This window comes from Pseudomonas sp. 203-8 (assembly GCF_020708595.1).
In the GTDB taxonomy this organism is placed as follows: Bacteria; Pseudomonadota; Gammaproteobacteria; order Pseudomonadales; family Pseudomonadaceae; genus Pseudomonas; species Pseudomonas aeruginosa.
In genome coordinates this window covers 102,819-118,312 of the sequence record NZ_JAJFDF010000013.1, presented here as the reverse complement: position 1 = coordinate 118,312, position 15,494 = coordinate 102,819, and the positions used below count along the sequence as shown (strand labels likewise).

Sequence of the window (15,494 nt, the reverse complement as noted above, 5' to 3'; positions counted from 1 at the left end):
TCGCGGCAGCGAGCGTTAACCGGGATTCGTCCTCTTCCACTCAAATCTGCGACAATTCCGAATATTTTTCGCCTCGGCAGTGGCCGGAGCTTCTCCCGTCCTCCGCGACTGCGGCACGCTCACAGCATTCGAAAAGCCTAGATGACCGACCAGACTCCTTCCCTTGACCAACTCGTCCGGCGCCTCGACCAGGCCCAGATCAGCGACCGCCACCGCTTGCGCCGGCAGCTCCACGAACTGCGCAAGCAGCCCGACGACGCGCGCCTGGCGCAGTGGGTCGAGCGCCTCCAGACCTCCTGCGCCAAGGTCGAGGCGCGGCGCGCCAGCGTGCCGGCGATCCGCTACGACGACAGCCTGCCGATCGCCGCCAAGCGCGACGAGATCAAGGCCGCTATCGCCGCCCACCAGGTGGTGGTGATCGCCGGCGAGACCGGCTCGGGCAAGACCACCCAGTTGCCGAAGATCTGTCTGGAGCTGGGTCGCGGCATCCACGGCCTGATCGGCCATACCCAGCCGCGTCGGCTGGCGGCGCGCAGCGTGGCGACGCGGGTCGCGGAAGAGATCGGTACGCCGCTGGGCGCGCTGGTCGGCTACCAGGTGCGCTTCGAGGACCAGAGCGACGACAGCACCCTGGTCAAGCTGATGACCGACGGCATCCTCCTGGCCGAGACCCAGCATGACCGCTACCTGGAGCGCTACGACACGCTGATCGTCGACGAAGCCCACGAGCGCAGCCTGAACATCGACTTCCTCCTCGGCTACCTGAAGACCCTGTTGCACCGGCGTCCGGACCTGAAGCTGATCATCACCTCGGCGACCATCGACCTGGAGCGTTTCTCCCGGCATTTCGACGGCGCCCCGGTGATCGAGGTTTCCGGCCGCACCTATCCGGTGGAGACCTGGTACCGGCCGCTGGCGGCGGAAACCGACGAGGAGGGCAACCGGGTCGAGGACGACCTGTCGGTGGACCAGGGCATCCTCGCCGCCCTCGACGAGATCGCCGCCCACGAACGCGAGGTCGGCAAGCGGCCCGGCGACGTGCTGGTGTTCCTCCCCGGCGAGCGGGAGATCCGCGACGCCGCGGAGATGCTGCGCAAGGCCAACCTGCGCCACACCGAGGTGCTGCCGCTGTACGCGCGACTGACCCCGGCCGAGCAGCAGAAGATCTTCCAGCCGCGCCCGGGACGCAAGATCGTGCTGTCCACCAACGTCGCGGAAACCTCGCTGACGGTGCCGGGCATCCGTTACGTGATCGACAGCGGCACCGCGCGGATCAGCCGCTACAGCTACCGCGCCAAGGTCCAGCGGCTGCCCATCGAGGCGGTGTCGCAGGCCAGCGCCAACCAGCGCAAGGGCCGTTGCGGACGGGTCGAGCCGGGCATATGCGTGCGTCTCTACAGCGAGGAGGACTTCAACGCGCGTCCGGCCTTCACCGACCCGGAAATCCTCCGCACCAACCTGGCCGCGGTGATCCTGCAGATGCTGCACCTGCGCCTCGGCGACATCGAGGCGTTCCCCTTCATCGAGCCGCCGGACGGCAAGGCGATCAAGGACGGCTTCACCCTTCTGCAGGAACTGTCGGCGGTCAACCGCGAAGGCCAGCTGACCCCGCTGGGGCGCCAACTGGCGCGCCTGCCGATCGACCCGAGGCTGGGCCGCATGCTGCTGGAGGCGGCCCAGCAGGGTAGCCTCGAGGAAGTGTTGACGGTGGCCAGCGCGCTGTCCGTGCAGGACCCGCGCGAGCGTCCGGTGGAGCGGCAGCAGGCCGCCGACCAGGCGCACGCGCAATGGAAGGACCCGGATTCCGACTTCGCCGCGCTGATCAATCTCTGGCGTGGCTTCGAGGAGCAGCGCCAGGCGCTGGGTTCCAATGCCCTGCGCAGCTGGTGCCGGAAGAACTTCCTCAACTACCTGCGCCTGCGTGAGTGGCGCGACGCCCACCGCCAACTGACCCTGATCTGCCGCGAACTGAAGCTGCCGTTCGGGCGTCCGGCCAAGGCCGAGGCGCGCAAGCCGGAGGCGAAGAAAGGCGCGTCGGTCGACAACGAACGCGAGGTACCGGGGATCGATTACGCGGCGGTCCACAAAGCGATCCTGTCCGGCCTGCTCAGCCAGATCGGGCAGAAGGCCGAGGAAGGCGACTACCTCGGCGCTCGCCAGCGACGTTTCTGGATCCATCCGTCCAGCGGCATCGCTCGCAAGCGCCCGCAATGGATCATGGCCGCGGAACTGGTGGAGACCACCAAGCTGTTCGCCCGAATGGTCGCGAAGATCGAGCCGGACTGGCTGGAGCCGCTGGCTGGGCACCTGATCAAGACCAACCACTTCGAGCCGCACTGGGAGAAGCGTCGCGGCCAGGTGGTGGCGTTCGAGCAGGTCACCCTCTACGGCCTCATCGTCATCGGTCGACGTCCGGTGCACTACGGTCCGATCGACCTGCCGGTGGCGCGCGAGCTGTTCATCCGCGAAGGCCTGGTGCGCGGCGAGATCAACAGCCGCGCCAAGTGCCTGAGCGCCAACCGGCAGTTGCTGGAAAAGCTCGACGAGCTGGAAGCCAAGGCACGCCGGCGCGACATCCTGGCTGACGAGGAAACCCTGTTCGCCTATTACGACGCGCGCCTGCCGGCGGATATCTACCAGACCGCCAGTTTCGAGAAATGGTACGCCCGCGAGCGGCAGAACCAGCCGGACCTGCTGCTGATGCGCGAGGAAGACGTGCTGGCCCGTGAAGCCAGCGAAGTCACTGCGGCGCAGTACCCGGATCGCCTGCGCCTGGGCGACCTGCACCTGTCGCTGAGCTACCAGTTCGAGCCCGGCACCGCGCGCGACGGCGTCACCGTGCGGGTACCGGCGCCGCTGCTGCCGCAATTGCCGGCCGAACGCATCGACTGGCTGGTGCCCGGCCTGCTCTACGACAAGGCGGTGGCGTTGGTGCGCAACCTGCCGAAGGCGATCCGCAAGAGCTTCGTGCCGGTACCGGACTTCGTCCGCGCCGCCCTGGAGCGCATCACCTTCGGCGAAGGTTCGCTGCCGCAGGTGCTGGGCCGCGAGCTTCAGCGCATGACCGGCGTGCGGGTAGCCGACGAGGCCTGGGCCGAGGCGGCGACGCAGTTGGACGATCACCTGCGGATGAACATTGAGGTGGTCGACGCCCAGGGCAAGTTCCTCGGCGAGGGCCGCGACCTGGCCGAACTCACCGCGCGTTTCGCCGAAGCCAGCCAGGCGGCGCTGGCGATACCCCAGGCCGACAAGGAACAGCAGCGTCCGGTGGAGGCCAAGGCCTTCGCCAGCGTCGCCGAGAAGGCCCAGCAGAAGGTCGCCGGATTGTCGATGACGGTATACCCGGCGCTGGTGGAGGAGCAGGGCGAGGTCAAGGAAGGGCGCTTCCCGACCCAGGCCGAGGCCGACTACCAACACCGCCGCGCCCTGCAACGACTGCTGTTGCAGCAACTGGCCGAGCCGGCCAAGTACCTGCGCGCCAAGCTGCCGGGGCAGACCGAGATGGGCCTGCTGTACCGCGAGCTGGGACGGGTCGAGGCGCTGGTCGAGGACATCCTCCTGGCCAGTCTCGACAGTTGCGTGCTGCAGGGCGAAAGCCTGCCGCGCGACGGCGCCGCCCTGGCCGCGCTGGCCGAGCGCAAGCGCGCTGCCTGGAACGAGCACGCCGAGCGCCTGGCACGCCTGGTGCTGGATATCCTCAAGCTCTGGCACGGCCTGCAGAAGCGCTTCAAGGGCAAGGTCGAGCTGGCCATGACCGTGCCGCTGAACGACGTCAAGGGCCAACTGGCCAACCTGGTGTATCCGGGGTTCGTCCGCGCCACCCCGCTGGAGTGGTTGAAGGAGTATCCGCGTTACCTCAAGGCCATCGAGCAGCGCCTGGACAAGGTCGCCGGCCAGGTCCAGCGCGACCGGGTGTGGAGCGGCGAGCTGGGCGAACTCTGGGCGCAATACCAGGCGCGCCTCGCCAAGCACGCCCAGGAAGGCAAGCGCGACGCCGAGTTGCAGGTGTATCGCTGGATGCTGGAGGAGTACCGGGTCTCGCTGTTCGCCCAGCAACTGGGAACCCGGCTGCCGGTCTCGGACAAGCGCCTGGCCAAGCAGTGGAGCCAGGTCGAGGGCTAGTTCCAGGGATACCGCGCGAAATGAAAAAGGCGCGCCGGTCGAAACCGGCGCGCCTTTTTCGTTCTGGTCCGATCAGTCGCGCAGGTTCAGTGCGCGACGGATGGTGAAGAACAGGTCGGTCTGGTCGGTCAGGCCGGTGACATTGGCGGCCTGCGGGCCGTAGGCGGCGATGCGCAACTGGGTGCCGGTGTGCTCCTGGGAGCCTTCCTCGGAGTTGCCGTAGCTGATCGCCAGCGGCGCGCCGTCCTTGGTCGTGAGCAGTTGGGTCAGCCCCGGCGCGGCGGTTTCCGGGGGGATGATCTGGCTGGAGTGGGCGTGGTCGGCGGTGACGATCACCAGGGTCTCGCCATCGGCCTTGGCGAAGGCCAGGGCCTTCTGCACGGCTTCGTCGAGGTCGACGGTCTCGCCGATCTGGCCGCACGGATTCGCGGCATGGTCCTGCTTGTCGATGGACGCGCCCTCGACCTGCAGGAAGAAGCCGTTCGGATTGTCCTTCAGCAGCTCGATGGCCTTGCTGGTCATTTGCGCCAGGGTCGGGATGTCGGCGGTGCGCTTCGGGTTCGCCTCGCAGCTCACCGCCGGCTGGTTCAGGTTGCCGTGGTAGGTGGCGGTCGGACCGAGCCAGCGCACTGGCATGTTGCCCGGCGCGAACAGGCCGATCAGCGGCTGCTTCTGGTTGGCGCGGCGCACGGCTTTCAGCTCGTCGAGGTTCTCGACGATCCGGTAGCCGCGGGCTTCGGCCTGGGCGCGGAGGGTCTTGCCGGCATAGCGGCCAGCCTTGGCGGTTTCCGCGAAGGTCGCGGCGCCGCCGCCGAGAACCACGTCAGGGCGGGTCTTCAGCCACTGCTCGGTGATCGAGCCGGCGCCGCCGTTCTCCAGGGCATTGCTCGGGCACTGCTTGCTGGTGGCCTCGGGACCGTAGCACTTGCGAGCGGTGACGTGGGCGAGCAGGGCGGCGGGGGTGGCGTCCTGCAGCTCGGCGGTGGAGACGTTGCCGGTGGCCTTGCCGTTGAGCTTGGCCAGCTCCAGCAGGTTGCGGTGCGGCTGTTCGTGGATATCCACGCCGATCGCGCCGTTGTACGACTTGACCCCGGTGGTCCAGGCGGTGGCGGAGGCGGCGGAATCGGTCACGTAGTCCGGCAGGCCGCTGTCCTTGTGCAGGGAGTAGTGGGTGTACTGGCCGGTCAGCGGCAGCGCATCGATACCCTTGAAGTAGCCGCCCGCGCCGCGCGCGTAGTTGCGCGCCACGGTGATCTCGGAGTCGCCCATGCCGTCGCCGATCAGCAGGATCACGTTCTTCGCCTTCTTCTTCGACAGCGACTGCTTCAGGGCCTGGGTCAGGTCCTGCTCGACGCGCCGTGCGCCGCCGTACTCGCTGAGTTCGCCACGGGCCTGGCGGTTGAACAGCGACGGATCGTCCTGGCGCGCCTGGGCCGGCAAGGCGCTGCCGAGCACGGCCATGGAGACGGCAAGAGAGAGGGCGAGGGGATAACCTGGGGTCATGACGCATTTCCCTATGTTGAGGAGGTGGCTGTGCGAGACGGCAGGGCCATCCGGCGAGTGCTACGAAAGTAGGGAAGGGTGATGACGGGCTTGTGACAATTTCTTTCGAAGTGTGTGGCGCGCGCGACGCATCACGTCGTGACGAGCGGGGAGCGAGCCGGTATGGTGCGCAGGTCTATTCCGGTTCGTTCAAGGAAAGCCTCCATGAGTCTGCACGGCGTTTACGATTCCCAGAACATCTTCGCCAAGATCATTCGCGGCGAAGCTCCCTGCTACAAGGTCTACGAAGACGAGGACGTGCTCGCCTTCCTCGATCTGTTCCCGCAGTCCTACGGGCATACCCTGGTGATTCCCAAGCACGCCGAGGCGCGCAACCTGCTCGAGATCGATGCGCAGAACCTGGCCAAGGTCATGGCCGTGGTCCAGCGCCTGACCCGCGCCCTGGTCGAGGAGGTGCAGCCGGACGGCGTGCAGGTCGCCCAGTTCAACGGCGCCCCCGCCGGGCAGACGGTCTTCCACATCCATTTCCACGTCATCCCGCGCTTCAGCGGCGAGAATCTCGGCATCCATGCGGCGAAGCAGGGCGACCCGGAAGTGCTCGCACAACTTCAGGAGCGTTTGGCGCAGCGTCTGCAAGGCTGATTGCGCATGGGCCGGCCCGGTTCGGGGGCGGTCCTTCGCTCGTCGGATTTTTCTGAAATATCTTGTTACATACTGTCGAGGGTCAGGCGCGCCGCGGTTTTCCGGCGATGTGCGCAACAATTTGCACAGTTTTTTTGACGTAGCATCCGCGACATCCCGCTCTTCGGAGCGACCACGGCGAACAGGGACGCCAGCCGTGCAGGTTTTTCGAGCAACAGGGGACAGCGGATGTTCAACCCGGCCAACCAGACCCACTTCAGCCTCACCCTCGACGGCCTCCGCCACGACCTGCAGGTCCTCGCCTTCAACGGCCACGAAGGCATCAGTCGCCCCTACCGTTTCGAACTCGAACTGGTCGGAGAGCGCGCCGGCCTCGACCTCGAAACGTTCCTCCACCGGCCCGCCTTCCTCGCCTTCACCCCGCAGGGCCAGGGTGTCCACGGCCTGGTCTACGGCGCTGCCCAGGGCGATGCCGGCAAGCGCCTGACCCGCTATCGCCTCACCCTCGTCCCGCACCTGGCCTACCTCGCCCAGCGCAACAACCAGCGGATCTTCCAGCACCTCACGGTGCCGCAGATCGTCGCCCTGATCCTCGAGGAGCACGGCATCCTCGCCGACGCCTACCGCTTCCAGCTCGGCACCCGGTATCCCGAGCGCGAATACTGCGTGCAGTACGACGAAAGCGACCTGCATTTCGTCCAGCGCCTCTGTGCCGAAGAGGGCATCCATTTCCATTTCCGGCACAGCGCCGAGGCGCACCTGCTGGTGTTCGGCGACGACCAGACGGTGTTCCCCCGCCTGGGCCGTCCCACCGCCTACGTGCACGACAGCGGGCTGGTCGCCGACGAACCGGTGATCAAGCGCTTCAGCCTGCGCCTGGCCAGCCGCACCACGCGCACCACCCGCCGCGACTACGACTTCGAGAAGCCGCGGCTGCTGCTGGAGGCCGGCAACCGCCCCGCTGCCGACGCCCCGGCCGAGCCGGACCTGGAGGACTACGACTACCCCGGTCGCTTCGTCGATCGCCAGCGCGGCAAGCTGCTCAGCCAGCGCGCCCTGGAGCGCCACCGCGCCGACCGGCGCCTGGGCGAAGGGGTCAGCGACCAGCCGCTGCTGGTCAGCGGGCACTTCCTGGAGATCGCCGAGCACCCGCGCGCGGAGTGGAACGACCTGTGGCTGCTCAGCGAAGTCTTCCACGAAGGCAAGCAGCCGCAGGTGCTGGAAGAGAACGTTACCTCCGACACGTCGGCCAGCACGGACGACTTCCAGCAGGGCTACCGCAACCGCTTCCTCGCGACGCCCTGGGAGGTGTTCTTCCGCCCGCCGCTGGAGCACCCGAAGCCGCGCGTGCTGGGCAGCCAGACCGCGGTGGTGACCGGCCCGCCAGGCGAGGAAATCCACTGCGACCGCTACGGCCGGGTCAGGGTGCAGTTCCACTGGGACCGCGAGGGCCAGGGCGACGATAAGAGCAGTTGCTGGCTGCGCGTAGCCAGCGGTTGGGCCGGCAACGGCTATGGCGGCATCGTCATTCCGCGGGTCGGCATGGAAGTGCTGGTGGACTTCCTCGAAGGCGATCCCGACCAGCCGCTGGTCAGCGGCTGCGTCTACCACGCCGCCCACCCGGTGCCCTACGAGTTGCCGGCGAACCAGACCCGCAGCGTCTTCAAGAGCCTCAGCAGCCCTGGCGGCGGTGGCTACAACGAGCTGCGCATCGAGGATCGCAAGGGCCAGGAACAGATCTTCGTCCATGCCCAGCGCGACTGGGACGAGAACATCGAGCATGACCAGAAGATCCGCGTCGGCCACGAACGCCACGACACCGTGGAGGCGAACAGCTACAGCGAGTTCAAGGCCGAGGAGCATCACACCGTGCACGGAGAGCGCAAGGTCGAGCTGAAGGCCGATGACCACCTGACGGTCGGCGACAGCCAGCACGTGAAGCTCGGTCGTGCCTACCTGGCCAGGGCCGGGCGCGAGATCCACCTGAAGGCCGGGCAGAAGATGGTGATCGAGGCTGACAGCGAACTGACGGTGAAGGCCGGCGGCAGCTTCATCCGGCTCGACGCAAGCGGCATCGCCATCAGCGGCCCGCTGGCACGGATCAATGCAGGCGGCGCGCCGGGAAGCGGCTCGGGGATCGCGATCAAGATGCCGCGGGTGCCGGGCATGGCCGACCAGGACAGCTCCGGCGCGCCACCCGAGGCGGTCGCGGCCAACCTGCCGCCGCGGCAACCGGTCTGCGAAGAGTGCCTGCTACAGGCGAAGAAAAGAGGCCAGGCGCTCGCCGAGCGCTGAGGAACCGCGATGACGCCGAACCCCCGCCATTGGGCCCGTGAGCTGTGGCAGCGCTCCCGCGATCGCGGCTTGCAGACCCACATCGATGTATTGGTCGATGCCACCGGGCTGGACGACTATCCCTTGCTCGCCGAGCATGCGCGGCAAAGCGATCCTCCGGCGCTGTTCAAATTGCTGGAGCAAACCCCGGAGGCCGCCCTGGCCGACGAGGGCCCGCTGCTGCTGCGCCTGGAAGACGGCCACGCGGCCTGGCTGGACGAACTGCTCGAACGCATCGACTGCCGCCGCCACCTGATGCTCCTGTTCAGCCCCTGGCCGTTGCCGCGCCTGGGCGAGCACCTGCGCAGCTGCACCCAGGCCGAGTGGAACCAGGGTCGTTCCAGCGGCGTACTGCGTTTCTACGAGCCGGGCCTGTTCATGGCCGTCAGCGACATGCTCGATCCCCGGCAGAGCCGTTACCTGCATGCCCCGGTTTCCAGCTGGCACTGGCTGGACCGCGACGGCCGGCCGAGGGCGCTGGCCGGTCATTACCAGGCCCACGAGACGCCGCCGCTGCAAGCGGCCCTCCGCCTGGAAGCGCACCAGGTCGCTGCCTTGCGCGCCTGGAGCGAGGCCGAAGCCTACCGCCGCGAATACTTCGTGCTGCCCCGCGAGCATGGCCTGGGCAGCCAGGAAAGCCTGCTCCAGCATCTGGTCCAGGCGCACCTGGCCGCCGACCGCCAGGGCTTGCAGGACTTCGACCAGCGCGATGCCTTCGTCGCCCAATGGCTACGCGAACAGACCCCCGGCCCCGGCTTTTCCCCGGCGGGAACGAGTCGCGCATGAACGGGCGCGGCATCGGCCTTCCCGCCCTGCTTCCGGGGCCCCTGCTGGCCGCGGGCTGCCAGAGCGGGCCGGACATGCTGGCGGCGCCGGTGATGGGTTACAACCATACGTCCGCGGCGATCAATTGGTTTTCGGTGAATGGGGCGGGTGGACCGCGTTTAGGCCCTTATCAGGGGGATGGTAGCCAGGTTTGTTGCGGAGTGATTCCAAAGAAGTGGAATCCAAATTTGAAAGCTGTCGTGGAATGGGAGAAAGATCCCAAACCGCACGCCGCTATAAGGCGAGATAAATATGGACGGCTGGATAAAGATGATTACTTGAGAAATGCCTCAAGCTACACCCGACACAAGATGATCGTGGATGTACCTAGATATAGTGAAAAAATATGCCTGTTGCAGGTGCATTTCCTCCCGTGCTACCAGGTCGTGGTCTCAACAACCTATTACAGCCAGGGGCATCCAGAGTATCCAGATAGAAAGTATTTTCAGAAGAGAGCCTTCATGCAAAAGCTCTTGAATGCAAAGGGGTTAAGGACACCTGTTTGGCTGATTGCTTTACTGATAGGTTTTTTGTTTTTACAAGCGTGCCAGGCAGGCCCTGATATGGTGTCTACTCCTATCGGAGGATACAACCATAATTCGGCGGCTATTAACCGATTCAGTGTAAATGGTGCTGGCGGATTAAACCTTGGTCCATTTCAGGGGGAGCAGGGCAGGTATGTTGTGGTGTCGTTCCTAGAGTTTGGAAGCCGGGCTTGAAGGCAACCGTAGAGTGGGAGGTAGATCCTGAGTCAGGGGCTTATAAAGACTGGCCGGAAAGATATTTTCAGATGGCTGGGGAAAATGTATGAGAGAGCATGGAGTCTTGTATGTTCGTCATAAGGAAACTGTCGATATATCTTCTTGTGATAGTAAGGAGATTTGTTCGCTAAAAATGCACTTTCTTCCATGTGATAAGGTTGCTACTTCAGTTGCCTGTTATACGCCGTTTCATCCTGAATATCCGAATAAAGGTTACTTTTATATGAGGGGTATGTCATGCAGAAGTTGATGAACTTGATCTGTGTGGGAAATAAAAATTCCATTGGGCTGGTGGTTTTTCTCAGCACCTTCTTTGGGCTGGTGGCATGCCAGGCTGGGCCTGAAGTGCTGTCTACACCTATCATGGGTTACAACCATACTCCGGCGGCGATTAACGAATTTACGGTGAATGGTGCCGGGGGGCCAAACCTGGGCCCTCATCAGGGCGGAGGTGGGCAAGTATGTTGTGGCGTGATTCCAAAGTACTGGGTGCCGGGTTTGGAGGCGATTGTAGAGTGGGAAATTGATCCTAATCCTAAGGCTGAACTAAAGCGAGATCGGTACGGGAGTCTGGATATGCAGGACTATCGACGACATGCTAAAAATTACACGCATCACAAGGCGGTTGTTGAAATACCTAGGTATGAAAGGCCTGGGCCGATAAGAGTTCACTTTCTGCCTTGCAATCAGGTTCGTGTAACTGCTGCGGCCACTTCTCCGGGGTACCCTGGATATCCTTATAACTATCCGATGGTTATGGAGAGAGTGGCAGAATGTCCGAAGAAATAAATGTCTTGCGAGAAGATATTCGTGTGACTGTCAGTGTTGCTCCTGAATTTCCGAAGGAAAGGCTTCTTCCGCTTGAGCCAAGTGTTCTCTCTAAGAATATAAGTCGGCAGGTAAAAGAAGAGCGGAAGTATAATGAGGAAAAAATCAAGCGGGATAGGGAGGGTGGCGGAGAAAGCAGTGGAATACCTTGTTGTAAAACTCTGCATGTGAGCATAGGCTATGATGGCACTAATAATAATGATCGGGCTGATGGTGCATCATTGCCGCCTTCTAGAAGTAATGTGGCAAAGCTATTTCATGCTTCTGTCGGAGAAGGCTCCGTGCAGGAAGGGTTGGGTTTCTTTCGATATTACTGCCCTGGGGTTGGTACGGTATTTCCAGATATTCGGGAATATACTCCGTCGAGTCTCGGTTTGATTGCGGCGGCAGGTGGGGAGAACAGAGTAAACTGGGGAATAACCCGCTTGGTTGATGTTTTGCAAGGAACGCTTACCCCAGAAAGTCCTCTTCTGCTAGATGAGTCTCAAACAATGATTAAGAACATGGCAACCAATGGAATTGCCAAGGTTCTAACCGGTGGGTTGTTGGAGAACGGCGAGAAAAAACGCCGAGCTGCCTTGGAGCCAAAACTCAAGGAACTGGAGGAAAAGCTTCGCCAGCGTCAGGACTCAGGGCAGAAACCGCATATCCTGGCCATGCGTTTGTATATCTATGGATTCTCCCGTGGGGCGGCGGAGGCACGAGCCTTCGCCAACTGGCTGCAGGAGCTGACTCGGGCCAGCGGCGCCGATGGCCGGGTGGAATATCGCTTCGCCGGCCTGCCGATCTCCATCGAGTTCCTCGGCCTTTTCGATACCGTGGCGGCAGTTGGACTGGCGGATAGCGCGCCGTTCGCCGCCGGACATATGGATTGGGCCGACGGCACCATGCGGCTGCCCGACGAAGCCCAGGTTCAGTGCCTACCGACCACATTGCCGGAAGACTGCGCTTTTCTGAAACGTTGCGTGCATTTGATCTCATGCCATGAGCAGCGTGCCAGTTTTCCGCTGGATTCGATCCGCCGTCGCGACCTGGATGCCAACGGACGTCGTACGGGGCCTTCCTGCTATCGGCAGGGTACGGTGGAATATGCATACCCTGGTGTTCACTCGGATGTTGGAGGGGGTTATGGCGTTGGCAACCAGGGTAAGGCGGTGGGAGGTTCGGAATTCCTGCTATCCCAGATAGCGCTGCAGCATATGTATGCGGAAGCTTTTGGTGCCGGTGCTCCTTTGCAGGTTCCCAAATCAGCCGTTCATCCGGACTTTCATGAAGTCTGGCGGGAGATGACGCCTGAAACCGAAGCGGAGTTCAGCGTCTCCGAAGAACTCGCCACCCGTTTCAACGCCTGGCAGGCCCAGGCCAAGGCCGGCCCCCTGGAAGAGGTGATCCGTCGCGAGACCGCGTTGATCACCGCCTGGCGCATCGACCGCTATGCCGGCGGGCTGCGCAACAAGGCGTTCTTCGCCAATGTCCCGCCGGACATGCCGGAAGCCCAGCAGAAGGCCTGGGAGGCCCTGTACAAGCGGCGTAGCCGGGAGTACGCGGCCGCCCAGCAGGGCAAGCCGCTCCCGCCGATGAGCGCCGCCGAACAGGCGGAGTGGGATCGCAACGTGGCGCTGATCGGCGGCGAGGACAAACTGCGCGACCTGCGGGTGGAGAAGCAGTTCGATCCGCCGCTGGACCAGCGCCAACTGCTCGGCGCCGCCGCCGAGTTCGCCCATGACTACAAGGGCGACTGGGGCGTGCTCGACGACGGCATGACGGTGGGCGGAGTGATCGACCTGCTGCTCGGCGGCACCGTATTCCTGATCAACGAGGAAGACGAAGCCGAGGAATACAGCCAGATCCACCGCGACGGCAGCGCGCGCTACCACCAGTTGTTCAGCGCTCCCGACCGGGTGGCGCCGGGCCAGGAAAAGCTGGTGGCGCTGTTCGACGAACAGGTGCACGACTCCCGCGCCTGGTTCATGAACACTTCGGCGATAGGCCCGCGAGAACCCTTCACCGACTACTTCCGCTATCGCCTGGTGCATTTCGACAACGAGTCGAACAAGCGGCTCTCGGTACTGGCCACCGCCGGGCGGGTGGTAGGCGTAGGGGTGATGCTGGCCAGCGTCGGCCTCAGCGTCAAGCGTCGCGATCCGCGGATGCTGCTCGGGCTGTTCCTGCCATCGCTGGCGCGTCCGCTGCTGAGCGGCAAGGTCGGCCTGCCGGAGATCAGCGCCTTCGACCCGCTGACCGGGATCGCCTTGCCGATGGTCGGCGGGGCGGCGCTGGACAACCTGCGGGCCTTCACCCGCGAGCCTGGCGACAAGGTCGAGCAGATCGGCCAGTTGCCGCCACCGCCGCCGCTGGCGGTCGCGGCGGTGCAATCGCCCGCATTGCAGCAGGTGCTGCTGGCTCAGCAGACCGTGGAGGCGCTCAAGGCGCGCGACCTGGGCAGCCTGGCCGGGCTGGTGGCCAAGGCCGAACTCACCCAGGCGCCCGCGGCGGCGACCCCGGCCTGGCTCGCCGAGGCGAAGCAGGCCTTGCAGGACATGGGTACGGAGCAGGCGCAACCGCCGGGCCCCGGCTCGGCGCCGGGCTGGCTGCAGCGCGGCAAGGACCTGATGGAATCGCTTTGAACCTCGACCGGGCGAACGCGGCCGACCTGTCGCCCCGGATCATTCGGCGCGGATGTCGAACCCGCTGCTGGCCTCGCTGACGATGCGGAAGCGCGCGTTGCCGTCCGCGGCGATCCGGGTTCTCAGCTCGCGGTTCAGGAGGCCCTTGCCGCAGAGAGTGTCGTCCTGGGTATCGATGCCGATACCGACCACATGCTCGCCCGCCGGCACCTGGAAGCTGGCTTCCTCGCCGACGCCGATGCGCGCGGCGACCTGGCGGTCGATAAGGAACGCCACGTAGCAGCCGCCGCCCAGGTAGCCATAGTCGCGGTGGACTTCCAGCCGGCCGCCACCGCTCACCGGTTGCTGGTAGCCGAGCAGGCGTTCGGCGGGGATCGCCCGGGTCTTCTCGGCGGGAACCGAGGAACAGCCAGCCAGGAGGAAAAGGATCGCTACGGCGTACATCGGGCGCATGAAGGCTCTCCGTCGAAAGGTTCCCTCAGGCTAGCCCAGTTTCGCTGGAGCGCGGAGCGACGGGGCGGAGTGGGCTAGAATGCCTGGCCTGTTCTCCGGGAGCGACTACCGATGCGCCAGGCCCTGCTGATCGTCGACGTGCAACCCTGTTTCGCCCCGCCGGACTGGCTGCTGGAAGGCATTGGCCAACTGCTCGGGCGGATGCCCTCGGTGGCCAGCGTCGAGCGCCATGACGAGTCGCGTACGCCGTTCCAGCGCCAGCTCGGCTGGCGACCGCCGCTCGACGATGCCTGCCTGGTGGCGGCCGACCGGGTCTTCGTCAAGCATGGCTACCTGCCGACGGCGGAACTCGTCGACCATCTGCGTGCGCTGCGAGCGGAACGGGTGCTGGTCTGCGGCATCCAGGCCGACACCTGCGTGCTCGCCGCCGGCTTCGCCCTGTTCGACGCCGGCCTGCAACCGACCCTGGTCGGCGACCTGGTACTCGGCTCCTCGCTGGATCGCTCGGGGGAGCTGGGTGTGCGCCTGTGGAAGCATCATTTCGGCCAGGTCGTCAGCCTGGCCGAGGTGCTGGCGGATTGAGGCTCAGTGGGGCCGGCTGAGCAGCGCGACCGTGGCCTCGGCATTCATCATCCGCGCCGCCGCCAGCGGCGTCAGCCCGGCGGCGTCCTGGGCGTCACGACGGGCACCGTGGGCCAGCAGGCTGGCGGCGACCTCGGCCTGGTTGAACATGGCCGCCATCATCAGTGCGGTCTTGCCGTCGGCCGAGGCGCCCTCGACGTCGGCGCCGCCGGCGAGGAGCAGTTCGACCATCGCCAGGTCGCCCTTGAACGCAGCGCCGGCCAGCGGTGTCTGCCCGGCCAGGTTGCGCAGGTCCGGGTCGGCCTTGTAGGCCAGCAGCAGGCGTACCGTGTCGGCGTGGCCATGGTAGCTGGCCAGCATCAGCAGGCTGTCGCCCTTGTGGTTGCGCAGGTTCGGCGGCAGGCCCTGTTGCAGCAGTTGCTCGAGGCGCTGGCTGTTGCCCTGGCGGGCCAGGTCGAACAGCTGGTGGACGAACTCCTGGGTTTCCATATCCAGTTCTGGACGAGGGCTATCGGTCATGGGGCTGCTTCCTTGTGAATACCGGGTTTGCCGAATGATAGGCGGCCTTGCCGGGGTGGGCTGTTGAGCATTGCCTATGGGGCGGGTTGGCAAATTCAATCGATGGTTGGGGTGGGAAGGTGCCAGCCTGCTGTGACCGGAAGCCGGCCTGGTTGCGTCGTCTTTACAGTTCGATACGGATATCGGTGGCGAAAACGGGGAAAATAAACCGATCGTGCGCCTATCGGCTGTGCCCGGCGCGCACTCTGGAATATCCTTGGCGCCTTCGATACCACTGAGCGGTGCGCGCGCTTGCCGA

Annotated in this window: 10 protein-coding genes and 2 pseudogenes; 9 read left to right on the top strand and 3 right to left on the bottom strand. The window is 64.8% G+C overall.

Annotated elements, in window-relative coordinates; translation table 11 throughout:
- Nucleotides 1–141 precede the first annotated feature (141 nt).
- On the top strand, nucleotides 142–4,122 hold the full coding sequence (gene hrpA, locus LJF27_RS27135; protein ID WP_229601895.1) for an ATP-dependent RNA helicase HrpA: 3,981 nt from the start codon (nucleotides 142–144) through the stop codon (nucleotides 4,120–4,122).
- 72 nt (nucleotides 4,123–4,194) lie between these two features.
- On the opposite strand, the gene phoA is transcribed toward hrpA, so the two are convergent.
- Entirely contained in the window at nucleotides 4,195–5,625 is a 1,431-nt protein-coding gene (gene phoA, locus LJF27_RS27130; RefSeq protein ID WP_003112133.1) for an alkaline phosphatase, read from the bottom strand.
- Nucleotides 5,626–5,829: 204 nt separating this feature from the next.
- Between phoA and LJF27_RS27125 the strand changes: the two genes are divergently transcribed.
- The 7 genes and pseudogenes from LJF27_RS27125 to LJF27_RS27100 all read left to right on the top strand — a co-directional run bounded on the left by LJF27_RS27125 (nucleotide 5,830) and on the right by LJF27_RS27100 (nucleotide 13,642).
- Entirely contained in the window at nucleotides 5,830–6,267 is a 438-nt protein-coding gene (locus tag LJF27_RS27125) for an HIT family protein (protein WP_003105490.1), read from the top strand.
- A gap of 228 nt (nucleotides 6,268–6,495) precedes the next feature.
- Complete coding sequence (gene tssI / locus LJF27_RS27120) at nucleotides 6,496–8,562, top strand: type VI secretion system tip protein TssI/VgrG (protein ID WP_010791865.1); 2,067 nt, start codon at nucleotides 6,496–6,498, stop codon at nucleotides 8,560–8,562.
- A gap of 9 nt (nucleotides 8,563–8,571) precedes the next feature.
- Entirely contained in the window at nucleotides 8,572–9,387 is an 816-nt protein-coding gene (locus LJF27_RS27115; RefSeq protein WP_003107607.1) for a DUF4123 domain-containing protein, read from the top strand.
- Nucleotides 9,384–9,903: pseudogene (locus LJF27_RS27110) on the top strand (DUF3304 domain-containing protein). The gene LJF27_RS27115 and the pseudogene LJF27_RS27110 overlap by 4 nt, the downstream one beginning before the upstream one ends.
- A gap of 139 nt (nucleotides 9,904–10,042) precedes the next feature.
- Nucleotides 10,043–10,237: a DUF3304 domain-containing protein gene (locus LJF27_RS30490; protein ID WP_079281339.1), complete on the top strand. Its 195-nt coding sequence runs from the start codon at nucleotides 10,043–10,045 to the stop codon at nucleotides 10,235–10,237.
- A 187-nt stretch (nucleotides 10,238–10,424) separates the two neighbouring features.
- Entirely contained in the window at nucleotides 10,425–10,976 is a 552-nt protein-coding gene (locus tag LJF27_RS27105; protein WP_071535749.1) for a DUF3304 domain-containing protein, read from the top strand.
- Between the two features lie 530 nt (nucleotides 10,977–11,506).
- The gene (locus LJF27_RS27100) at nucleotides 11,507–13,642 is read left to right on the top strand and encodes a T6SS phospholipase effector Tle1-like catalytic domain-containing protein (protein ID WP_023117037.1); all 2,136 of its coding nucleotides are present in this window, start codon (nucleotides 11,507–11,509) and stop codon (nucleotides 13,640–13,642) included.
- A 39-nt stretch (nucleotides 13,643–13,681) separates the two neighbouring features.
- Here LJF27_RS27100 and LJF27_RS27095 read toward each other — a convergent pair whose 3' ends face one another.
- A complete protein-coding gene (locus LJF27_RS27095; protein ID WP_003091632.1) occupies nucleotides 13,682–14,095 on the bottom strand; it encodes a hypothetical protein in 414 nt (137 codons plus the stop codon).
- A 79-nt stretch (nucleotides 14,096–14,174) separates the two neighbouring features.
- On the opposite strand from LJF27_RS27095, the pseudogene LJF27_RS27090 reads away from it, so the two are divergent.
- Nucleotides 14,175–14,677 (top strand): annotated as a pseudogene (locus LJF27_RS27090) (cysteine hydrolase family protein).
- Nucleotides 14,678–14,680: 3 nt separating this feature from the next.
- Here the strand turns inward: LJF27_RS27090 and LJF27_RS27085 are convergent.
- The gene (locus tag LJF27_RS27085) at nucleotides 14,681–15,196 is read right to left on the bottom strand and encodes an ankyrin repeat domain-containing protein (RefSeq protein ID WP_003091630.1); all 516 of its coding nucleotides are present in this window, start codon (nucleotides 15,194–15,196) and stop codon (nucleotides 14,681–14,683) included.
- Nucleotides 15,197–15,494 lie beyond the last annotated feature (298 nt).

Coding starts and splice junctions, on each gene's coding strand:
- LJF27_RS27085 (WP_003091630.1), bottom strand. CDS start 15,196: ATGACCGATAGCCCTCGTCCAGAACTGGATATGGAAACCCAGGAGTTC.
- LJF27_RS27095 (WP_003091632.1), bottom strand. CDS start 14,095: ATGCGCCCGATGTACGCCGTAGCGATCCTTTTCCTCCTGGCTGGCTGT.
- LJF27_RS27100 (WP_023117037.1), top strand. CDS start 11,507: ATGATTAAGAACATGGCAACCAATGGAATTGCCAAGGTTCTAACCGGT.
- tssI (WP_010791865.1), top strand. CDS start 6,496: ATGTTCAACCCGGCCAACCAGACCCACTTCAGCCTCACCCTCGACGGC.
- phoA (WP_003112133.1), bottom strand. CDS start 5,625: ATGACCCCAGGTTATCCCCTCGCCCTCTCTCTTGCCGTCTCCATGGCC.
- LJF27_RS27115 (WP_003107607.1), top strand. CDS start 8,572: ATGACGCCGAACCCCCGCCATTGGGCCCGTGAGCTGTGGCAGCGCTCC.
- hrpA (WP_229601895.1), top strand. CDS start 142: ATGACCGACCAGACTCCTTCCCTTGACCAACTCGTCCGGCGCCTCGAC.
- LJF27_RS27105 (WP_071535749.1), top strand. CDS start 10,425: ATGCAGAAGTTGATGAACTTGATCTGTGTGGGAAATAAAAATTCCATT.
- LJF27_RS27125 (WP_003105490.1), top strand. CDS start 5,830: ATGAGTCTGCACGGCGTTTACGATTCCCAGAACATCTTCGCCAAGATC.